Below are 9,327 nucleotides of genomic sequence, written 5' to 3' on the forward strand. Positions count from 1 at the left end.
CCCCCCCGGCCGGCCCGGCCCTGCTCGACCGGGCCGGTGGCGGTGGCGGTGGCCGTGGCGGTGGCGAGCCCAGGTCAGGGCTCCGGGGCCCGGGGTGCGGCGCCCGTTCGCCGCACCGTACGCGCGACTGTCCTGTCACAGATTCTTCGTCATCGATCCTCCAAAACCGGGTGTGTGGCGGGCCGGGCGGCCCAGGGAGCGGGGTGGGTGGTGGGTTGGCGGTGGCGGTGGCGTCGGGTGGGTTGGTGGCATCGGGGGCGGGTGGAGCGTGGGCCGGGGAGGGCGGGGCGGAGCCGGGTGGTACGGGCTGGCACACTCCCCGGGGTGATGAGAATCCGTTGTCTTGCCGCGGTGTTGGTGGGCGCCGCGGTGACTGGCTGCACCTCAGGTTCCGAGGGTGAGGGGGCCGCCGCCCCTGCCTCTTCCGCGCCGCCGTCCTGCGTCACCGTGCCGGCCGGCGCCGGCGTACGCACGGAAGGGCAGGTCACGGTCCGTCTGGTCACCAAGGGCGGTGGGGGCAGGTGCTGGGACTCCACCACCATGGAATCCCTGCGCGTCACCAACAACGGCTCCCAGTCCGCCAGTTACACGGTGACGGTCGCGATCACGCACTCCTCCCCGGCGAGCGGGGAAGTGCTGCGCACCATCGCAGGCACGGCCACGGTCTTCCAACTCGGGCCCGGCGAAACGGCGAGCACTCCCGTCGTCACCTCCAGCCTGGTCGACTACAGCGGCCTCCAGCCCCGCCGCACCGTGCGGATCACCAGCATCCGCCCCGCCATGAGGTAGCCCCGCGGCCGGTGACTGGTCAGCGGCCGGTCGCGAACACCTGCGTCCACCACGGCCCGCCCGAACCCTGCTCCACACCGAGACCTATCTCGTGGAACGAGCAGTTCAGGATGTTGGCGCGGTGGCCTGGGCTGTTCATCCAGGCGGACATCACCGCGGCGGCGTCGGACTGGCCACGGGCTATGTTCTCGCCGACGGCTGACCAGGTATAGCCGGAGCGGGTGACCCGGTCGCCGACCGTCGAGCCGTCCGGACCGGTGTGGGAGAGCTCCTGGGCGTCGGCCATGACGCCCGCGTAGGTGTCGGCCACCCGGTTCAGGGTGCCGCTCGCGGAGAGCGGCCGACAACCGGCGCCCGCCCGCTCCTTGTTGACCAGCGCCAGCACATCGGCGGTCGGGCCACCTTGGCCGGTCGAGCGCGCACGGGTGCTCTCCCGCGGGCCGTCCGAGCCGCCCTGCACGCCACCTCCGTCCTTGCTGCCGTTGCCACTGCCGGCACCGGCACCCGGCCTGCTCGTCCCGGGCCGGTCCTGGCCCGACCCGTCGCCCGCGCCATCCGTGCCGCCCGAGGGCTTGCTTCCGCCCTGGTCAGCGGCGTTGCCGCCGCGATCGGCCGCCCCTCGACCGGCCTGCGTCGGCTGCGCGGACCGGGAGCCGCGCCCTTCGCCCGCATCCGCGCCGGCGTCCTTGCGGCCCGCGTCGGCGGTCGGCCGGGCGCTCTTCGACGGGCTCGGGCCGCTCTTGTGCGCACGGTCCGTCGGCTGCGAGGCGTTCGGCTCGGGGGCACTGGACGCGGTCGGGCTCGCCGCGTCGGCAGCCCGTACCCGGTCGGCCCCGTCCGCCACGCTGCGCCCACCCGCGTCGGAGTCGTCCAGGGCCACGTACGTGGTCACGCCGCCCCCGGCGACGACGGCGCCCAGCGCCAGCGGCAGCCAGGCAGGGCGTCTCTTCGCCCGTCTGCGGTGGCCACGCCGCACCGGCCGCGGGTCCTGCGGCCCCTGTGCGTCATCCATTCCGGCGGTAGGGGACGGGCCCGACGCAGGGGTGGACGAGGGGGTGGACGGGGTGTGGCGGTCTGAGCTCATGGGTTCGAATCCTCCATGGGGGGTTCGAACAAAGATGGCATAGGGCCGGGTCCGTGGTCACCTGCCTCATGGAGTTGTCCACAGCCCGTCCAACGCGAATAAATCCCCATATGTGGAATGGGTTTGATGGGAAATTAGGCGATCTCACGAGGGCGGATGTATGGGCGGCCGGTAGGGGCGTGCGGTCGGTTGGGTCGGGTGATGGCGTGGATGGTGGTGCGCGGGACGCGCCGGGTGGGGAATGTGGGTGACGAGTTTTCGCGGTCTGATCGCGAGTGGCGGCGGTCCCGGCGGCCGGGGCCCGATGGGCGAAGCGGTGGCGAGGGGCGTCGTGGGGCTGCGGTGGGGTCGTGGCGAAGGCCGTGACGGGGGCGTGGCGAGGGGTCACGGTCGGGCCGTGGTGGTGGGGGCGAGGCTGGAGATGGCGAGGGGGCGCGGCGGGTGGTGGTGAGGGGGCGCGGCGGAGTGGCGGCGCGAGGGTCGCGACGGAGTCGTGGCGAGGTGGCGACGAGGAGTCGTGGCAGGGCGGCGGCGAGGGGCGCGGTGGCCGGTGGGGCTGTCCGGCAAAACGCCGTGACCTGGCCCTTCTCATGATCAACAGGGCATTGTCAGACCCCCGTACTACAGTCGTCGGCACTAGAACACCAGAGCGGATGCCCAGCAGGACCATCGGGTTGATCCGGTGGTTCGGAGGTGTTCGGCGAGCGGTTCGTACGGCCGCCATCGCCGCGCCCCGTAGCCCCAGACCATGACGCCACGCCCTGCCATTGAGCCCTGCGCAGAAGCTGTTCCGCACCGCCCCCACGTGCCCCCGTGACGAGCCACCCCAGTGAAAGGACCCGCGATGAGTACACCCGGCGCCGATCTGGCGATCGAGACGTCTGGCCTGGTCAAAGTGTTCGGCGAGACCCGGGCCGTGGACGGGGTCGACCTCGCCGTGCCCACCGGCACGGTGTACGGGGTGCTCGGGCCCAACGGGGCGGGGAAGACCACCACGGTGAAGATGCTGGCCACGCTGTTGCGGCCGGACGGCGGGGAAGCGCGGGTCTTCGGACACGACGTGCTGCGCGAGCCGGACGCGGTGCGCAGCCGGGTCAGCCTCACCGGTCAGTACGCGTCGGTGGACGAGGACCTGACCGGCCTGGAAAACCTGGTCCTGCTCGGCCGGCTGCTCGGACACCGCAAGCCGGCGGCGAAGGAGCGGGCGGCGGAGCTGCTGGACGCGTTCGGGTTGACCGAGGCGGCCGGAAAGCAGGTCAAGAACTACTCGGGTGGCATGCGGCGCCGCATCGACATCGCCGCGAGCATCCTCAACACCCCTGACCTGCTGTTTCTCGACGAACCCACGACCGGGCTCGACCCGCGCAGCCGTAACCAGGTCTGGGACATCGTGCGCGCCGTCGTCAGCCAGGGTGCCACGGTGCTGCTGACCACGCAGTATCTGGACGAGGCGGACCAACTGGCCTCCCGGATCGCCGTGATCGACCGCGGGCAGGTCATCGCCGAGGGCACCAAGGGCGAGCTGAAGGCATCGGTGGGCGCGGGCTCGGTGCACGTACGGCTGCGCCACGCCGAGCAGCGGCCGGCGGCCGAGCGACTGCTCTCCCAACACTTGGACGCACAGGTGCAGTTGGAGCACGACCCGGTGGCGCTCACCGCGCGCGTCGGCCTCGCCGGGGACGGGCACGGCGCGGCCGAGCAGGCCGCCCGCGCGCTGCACGAACTGTCCAGCGCGGGCATCACCGTGGACAACTTCTCACTCGGCCAGCCGAGCCTGGACGAGGTCTTCCTCGCCCTCACCGACCATCCGGCGACCCGCCCCGACGACGCCTCCGACGACCCGCACGACACCCGGGGGCCGGCCGGCTCCGACGGCCCGATCAGCAAGGAAGGGGCGGTCGCATGAGCACCGCACCGACGACCGAAGCCCGTACCACCCGCGCCGACGTCGCCACCGAGCTCGCGCCGGTCACGGTCGAGAGCCTGTCCGCCGTGCTGGTCGCGAAGGAGCGCCCACCGCGGCCCAGCGCCTGGACGACGTCGGTGGCGTTCGGCTGGCGGGCCGTCCTGAAGATCAAGCACGTGCCGGAGCAACTCTTCGACGTCACCGCCTTCCCGATCATGATGGTGCTGATGTACACGTACCTCTTCGGCGGTGCGCTGGCCGGCTCCACCACGGACTACCTCCAGTTCCTGCTGCCGGGCATCCTCGTGATGAGCGTCGTGATGATCACTATGTACACCGGGGTCGCGGTCAACACTGACATCACCAAGGGCGTCTTCGACCGCTTCCGCACCCTGCCGATCTGGCGCCCATCGGCCATGGTCGGCTATCTCCTCGGCGACATGCTGCGGTACGCCATGGCCTCGACCGTGATGCTGGTCGTGGGCCTGATCATGGGTTTCCGCCCGGACGGCGGAGTGCTCGGGGTGTTGGCCGGAATCGCCCTGCTGATCGTCTTCTCGTTCGCCTTCTCGTGGGTGTGGACCATGTTCGGCCTGCTGCTGCGGAGCGAGAAGTCGGTGATGGGCGTCAGCATGATGGTGCTCTTTCCGCTCACCTTCCTGAGCAACATCTTCGTGGACCCCAAGACCATGCCCGGCTGGCTCCAGGCGTTCGTCAACAACAGCCCGATCACCCATCTGTCCTCGGCGGTCCGCTCCCTCATGGACGGTGACTGGCCCGGCGTGGAGATCGCCTGGACCCTCGGCTGGGCCGCGGTCCTGATAGCGGTCTTCGGCTCGGTGACGATGCGGCTGTACAACCGCAAGTGAGCCCGCACGTGAGCCGGGGCCCCGCCTCGCCTCGTACCGCTCGCCACCGCGTACTGCCGGTCGCCACCGCGTACCGCACCGCACCATCACGTACCGCTGCCCACCACCACGTATCGCCTGGGCCCGCCGGGGCCCGCGGCTTCGAACGGCGCGTCGACGGGGGCGCTGTCATTCTGAGAGGACCGGAGGGTGCGGGTCCGCGCCGTAGCTCCTGGCTGCGGCCTCCCGCCCACACGACGTCGGAGGACCATGGCCATGCTCACGACTCACTACGTGCCGGGTGCCCCGGTCTGGATTGACCTCGGGGCGCCGGACACCGGGGCCGCCGCGGCGTTCTACGGCACGGTCTTCGGCTGGGACTTCCAGTCGGCGGGCCCGGACGCCGGCGGGTACGGGATGTTCCAGGCGGACGGGAAGACGGTGGCCGGCATCGGGCCGCTGATGGCGGAGGGCGCATCCCCCGCCTGGACGATCTACTTCCAGACGGCCGACGCGGAGGCGACGGCTCGGGCCGTCAGCGCTGCGGGCGGTGACGTCCGCGCGGAGCCGATGGACGTCTTCACCGCCGGCCGGCTGGCCCAGTTCACCGATCCGACGGGAGGCGAGTTCGCCGTCTGGCAGCCGGGTGACACCCGGGGCGTGGATGTCGTCAACGTACCCAACTCGCTGTGCTGGTCCGAACTGCACACCACCGACGCCCAGGCCGCGGTCGACTTCTACCGGCAGGTCTTCGGCTGGGACGCGGAGCGCACCCCCATGGCGGAAGTCGACTACACGGTGGTCTCCCCGCCCGGTGGCGGCCGGGATGCCACGCACGGCGGCATCATGCAGTTCCCGCCGCAGATCGAGGTGGGCGATCTGAAGTCCCGCTGGTACCCGTACTTCGAGGTGGAGGACTGCGATACGACGGTGGCGGCCGTGGCCGCGAACGGTGGCACCGCCCTGACCACCACGGACGATGCGCCGGGCATCGGTCGGATGTCCATGGTGCTCGATCCGTTCGGGGCCCAGTTCGCGGTGATCACCAGCGAGGCGGGGTAGCGGGTGGCGGGACGGCGGGCGGCAGAGGGGGGGCAGAGGTGCCTGCTCCGAGGCTGAGGCTGAGGCTGAGGCCGAGGCCGGGATCAGGGCCGGGGCCGAGGCTGTGTGCCGGCCCCCGCCTCGGAACGGGGAAGCCCGTCCTGCCCGCCCGGCCCCCGGCCCCGTCAGCTTGGCCAAGCCCGCCGGCTCGGCCAACCTGCGTCAGCTCAGTCGAGAGGGTGGCCTTGGGCGGCGGCCCAGGCGGTCCAGGCGGCCCGTAGCCCGAGGCAGGCTTCCCGGTCCGACCCGGGCGGGCCCGACGTGACCCGACCCGATGGGGGCTGATCCGGTCCAGACGGCCCTGACGTGGGCCGACCCTGTGCGGGTTGATCCGGTCCGGTCGGGCCGGGTGTGGGCCAACCCCGCGCGGGTTGATCCGATCCGGGCGGGCCGGGTGTGGGCCAACCCCGCGCGGGTTGATCCGATCCGAGCGGGCCGGGTGTGGGCCAACCCCGCGCGGGTTGATCCGATCCGAGCGGGCCGGGTGTGGGCCAACCCGGTGTGAGCTGGACCGACTCGGCCGGGCCGGACGCGGCCGGGCCCGGTGTGGGCCGACCCGGCGTAGACCAACCCTGTGTGGGCTGGTCGGACGCGGGCGAGTCCGGTGTGGGCCGACCCGGTGTGAGCCAACCCGGTGTGGGCTGGCCCGGCGCGGGAGGGCCCGGTGGTGGTGGGGGCATGGGGTGGGGAGGGGAACCGGGAGGTGGGGAGCCGGCGTACGGGTTGGCTGCTGTCGTGCTGGGTGTCGTGGTGGGTGTGGGGGTCTGGGGGAGGGGCAGGCTGTGGACGTCGTGGCCGGGTACCCAGAGCCAGGCCGGGGCCCTGAACTCCTTCTCGACCACGTCGATCCGCCGGAACTCGGCCGTTCCCAACGAGGTGTGGCCACCGCCGACCGTGTTGTGGAAGACGCTGTCGGAGAGCGCGAGCACCAGATCGGCGTCGGGGGCGACGACGAGCGCGTGCCGCAATACGGCGGAGTCCCGTAGCCGGCAGGTGGTGACCACGGCCCGGCCGGCGAAGCCGTTGTCGGCGGGTTCGACCGGGCCGTGGTGCACGGCGGCGCGCAGCCGGATGCGGGCCGCCGGGACTCGGAGGTGGTTGTGTTCGCGCAGGACCGCGGTGAGTTGACGGACGTAGCCGTCGACCACGAGCGGCTCGGAGCCGTCCATGGGTAGGACGGCCAACTGCCCGTCGCCCTGGGCCTGGTAAAGCCACTGCGAGCGGTCGACGCCAGCCATCAGCGCGGCGCGGGACAGCATCCTGAGCAACTCGTGCTGGACGTCGGACTGTTGATGATCGTTGCGCGCCCCGTACGCCTGGACGTCCAGTGCGAGGCATGTGCGGGGTTGGTACCCGGACCGTTCGGCCACGTGGGCTTTCCTCTCTCTGCCAGGACGCTATCGCGCTGCTTCCGCGATGCGTTCACGCCGAGGCTAGGAGGACGGTCCGAAGCGGAATCCCTCGTACTACGGGTTCTCGTCGATCAATTTCGAGAGAACGAGGAGTTTGGGGAAATTGGTGATGATGATCTTCCGGTAGCTGACTTCCACGAGACCGTCGCGCCGGAGTTCGGCGAGGGCCTTTTGCGTGGTCGTGAGCGCGAGGCCGGCGAGGGAGGCCACCTCTTCCTGGGTGAGCGACACCGGAATTTCCCGCCGTGTTTCCAACTCGCCGCGCTGTGGGGGCTCGTGCAGCCGTGCCAGTTCCACGAGTCCACGGGCGAGCCGGATCACGGCGCCGTAGGCGTGGTGGTCGAGCTGGCGCTGGTTGGCCCAGCGCAGCCGGGCGGAGAGCATCTGCAACAGCGAGGCGCCGGCGTCCGGATGCTGGCCGAGCAGCTTCTTCATGGCGGGCCATTGGACGACCCGTACGGTGACGTTTCCGCAAGCCACGACGGTGCTGGAGCGCGGCCTGCGCTCCAGTGCGGCCATTTCCCCGATCATGTCGCCGGCGCGGCGGAAGGCGAGTACCACCTCATGGCCTTCGACGGTGCAGGTGACGATCTTCACCATGCCGTGCAGGAGCAGCAGTACGTGGGTGCCGGCGTCGCCCTGGCGGAGCAGGGGGCGGCGGTCCGTGTACGCGGCGAGGGTGCCCGCCGCCATGAGGTGCTCCGCGGTTTCCGGGGAGACGCCGCCGAGGAACGTGTCCGCGGGGAAGCCCTTATCCACCGATCTCCCCCTGGTGGGTACGGGTCGCGCCCCGATGGAGGCGCCCGGTGCCGCGCCGCGAGCAGCCGCCGACCGGGGTGCCGAGCGCGGGCGAAATGGCGCCCATCGGGTGGGGGAAGGGGCCCGCGGGGCGCGGGAAGAGGCCCGCGATGTGCGGCCCGTAGGTGGTGGCGGGGGGTGGTGCGGTTCGGCCGTGGGTGAGGCGTGTTGGGTTGGTCGTTGACATGACGTGCCCCCAAGGAGTGTGCGCCCGGCGGCCGGCCGCTGCCGACCCGTCCCGCGTACGCCCGTCCATGGTGCCCACCGGCGGGACGCCGCCAACCGGTACGGCCTACTTGTCCGCAAGCCTGCCGTTTTTCGCCCCGAAAACCGTATGGATCGCTGTGCGTGGGGGAGCGGGCGGCGGAACGTCCGGAGCACCTGCCTGGGGCTCGCGCGACGCCCACCCGGCGGCCCGCGATGGGGCGGATGATTTCACCGGGATCGCTGGGGTCGTCAAGTTCCCCTGATGCCACCGGCTCCGCTGGGGCGGCCGGTGGCGGTGGCCACCGACCGGGCCGTCGTTCACGGGTGGGTGGTCACGCCTCCACCGTGGCTTCGAAGAGCGCCGTGCAGCCGTGCACCGTGAGGGTGAAGTCGCTGAACCTGGCGCTGAGTTCGCGGCGCAGGTCGTGGAGGCTGTCGTGCTGGTTGTTGAAGTCCTTGCGCGCGTTGAGCCGGTTGAGCGCGGCCCGCGCGGCCTTGGTGACGGGCACGCCCTGGGAGAGCACGGTGCTGCCGAAGACCTTGCCGCCGGGGCGTACGCAGGCGGCGGCGTGGTCGAAGGCGACGCCCTTGTGCGCGAAGTCGCCGGGCACGCAGTGCAGCATCAGGTTCAGCCCGGCCGAGCCGTGCGACCGCTCGGGCACCGGGAACGGCTCCAGGACGTTGCCCTGCACCGTGGAGACCCGGTAGTCGTGGGAGAGCCGTCGCTTGACGTGGGTCAGACAGTGCGGGTTCATGTCGAGCAGCGTGATGTGTTGGTCGGTGCTCGGCATGGTGCACTTGCTCAGCAAATATCCGGAGCCCACGCCAATGTCCAGGTGCGTGCTGGAGATATTCCGGTCATAGAGTCGAAGCAATTCCTTTCGCGACACTTTCCAGAGCACCGGACAGGTGAATCCGTAAACATTGAGGTCATAGAATTTCAAGGTGACGGGGTTATACGCCTGCTGCCCTGCTACGACGTCTTCGACGGTGGGGACGATGGCCAACGGGGTTCTCCTCGTACGGGTGCCTGACCTGGCGTACGGCCAGGTGGGCGGGGGTCGGTAGGGGCCGGTCCGCGGGGGGTGCGGCACGGGCTTCGAGTGGCCCGGCGCCCGGGGTGGAACGGGCGGTGGAACGGCTGGGTGGGCTTACGCGAATGCGTTACGCGTCGGGTTCCGG

Annotated in this window: 9 protein-coding genes; 5 read left to right on the plus strand and 4 right to left on the minus strand. The window is 71.3% G+C overall.

Translation table 11 applies throughout. The features are described from left to right. Positions 1-324 precede the first annotated feature (324 nt). Complete coding sequence (locus AAHZ94_RS21490) at positions 325-789, plus strand: hypothetical protein (RefSeq protein ID WP_349994607.1); 465 nt, start codon at positions 325-327, stop codon at positions 787-789. Positions 790-808: 19 nt separating this feature from the next. Here the strand turns inward: AAHZ94_RS21490 and AAHZ94_RS21495 are convergent, their stop codons facing one another. After that, positions 809-1,801, minus strand: coding sequence for a CAP domain-containing protein (locus AAHZ94_RS21495; protein WP_349994608.1), 993 nt, complete (start codon positions 1,799-1,801; stop codon positions 809-811). A 916-nt stretch (positions 1,802-2,717) separates the two neighbouring features. Here AAHZ94_RS21495 and AAHZ94_RS21500 point away from each other — a divergent pair. From AAHZ94_RS21500 to AAHZ94_RS21510, 3 genes are all read left to right on the plus strand, one after another. Next, a complete protein-coding gene (locus AAHZ94_RS21500; protein ID WP_349994609.1) occupies positions 2,718-3,779 on the plus strand; it encodes an ATP-binding cassette domain-containing protein in 1,062 nt (353 codons plus the stop codon). Next, a complete protein-coding gene (locus tag AAHZ94_RS21505; RefSeq protein ID WP_349994610.1) occupies positions 3,776-4,648 on the plus strand; it encodes an ABC transporter permease in 873 nt (290 codons plus the stop codon). Before AAHZ94_RS21500 ends, AAHZ94_RS21505 begins: the two co-directional genes overlap by 4 nt. A gap of 255 nt (positions 4,649-4,903) precedes the next feature. After that, a complete protein-coding gene (locus tag AAHZ94_RS21510; protein ID WP_349994611.1) occupies positions 4,904-5,689 on the plus strand; it encodes a VOC family protein in 786 nt (261 codons plus the stop codon). Between the two features lie 206 nt (positions 5,690-5,895). Here AAHZ94_RS21510 and AAHZ94_RS21515 read toward each other — a convergent pair whose 3' ends face one another. The 3 genes from AAHZ94_RS21515 to AAHZ94_RS21525 form a co-directional block, all read right to left on the minus strand. After that, entirely contained in the window at positions 5,896-7,098 is a 1,203-nt protein-coding gene (locus AAHZ94_RS21515; protein ID WP_349994612.1) for a hypothetical protein, read from the minus strand. Between the two features lie 96 nt (positions 7,099-7,194). Further along, positions 7,195-7,899 (minus strand): Crp/Fnr family transcriptional regulator, encoded by a 705-nt coding sequence (locus AAHZ94_RS21520; RefSeq protein WP_349994613.1) that lies wholly within the window; start codon positions 7,897-7,899, stop codon positions 7,195-7,197. A gap of 578 nt (positions 7,900-8,477) precedes the next feature. Next, positions 8,478-9,020, minus strand: coding sequence for a class I SAM-dependent methyltransferase (locus AAHZ94_RS21525; protein WP_349994614.1), 543 nt, complete (start codon positions 9,018-9,020; stop codon positions 8,478-8,480). 70 nt (positions 9,021-9,090) lie between these two features. Here AAHZ94_RS21525 and AAHZ94_RS21530 point away from each other — a divergent pair, with 70 nt between their 5' ends. After that, a complete protein-coding gene (locus tag AAHZ94_RS21530) occupies positions 9,091-9,213 on the plus strand; it encodes a hypothetical protein (protein WP_349994615.1) in 123 nt (40 codons plus the stop codon). The last annotated feature ends 114 nt before the right edge of the window (positions 9,214-9,327 follow it).

This window comes from Streptomyces sp. HSW2009 (assembly GCF_040240285.1).
Classification (GTDB): Bacteria; Actinomycetota; Actinomycetes; order Streptomycetales; family Streptomycetaceae; genus Streptomyces.

What these genes read in the sequence shown, in the direction of transcription:
- AAHZ94_RS21495 (WP_349994608.1), bottom strand. Translation starts at nt 1,801, where the DNA reads ATGGATGACGCACAGGGGCCGCAGGACCCGCGGCCGGTGCGGCGTGGC.
- AAHZ94_RS21500 (WP_349994609.1), top strand. Translation starts at nt 2,718, where the DNA reads ATGAGTACACCCGGCGCCGATCTGGCGATCGAGACGTCTGGCCTGGTC.
- AAHZ94_RS21505 (WP_349994610.1), top strand. Translation starts at nt 3,776, where the DNA reads ATGAGCACCGCACCGACGACCGAAGCCCGTACCACCCGCGCCGACGTC.
- AAHZ94_RS21510 (WP_349994611.1), top strand. Translation starts at nt 4,904, where the DNA reads ATGCTCACGACTCACTACGTGCCGGGTGCCCCGGTCTGGATTGACCTC.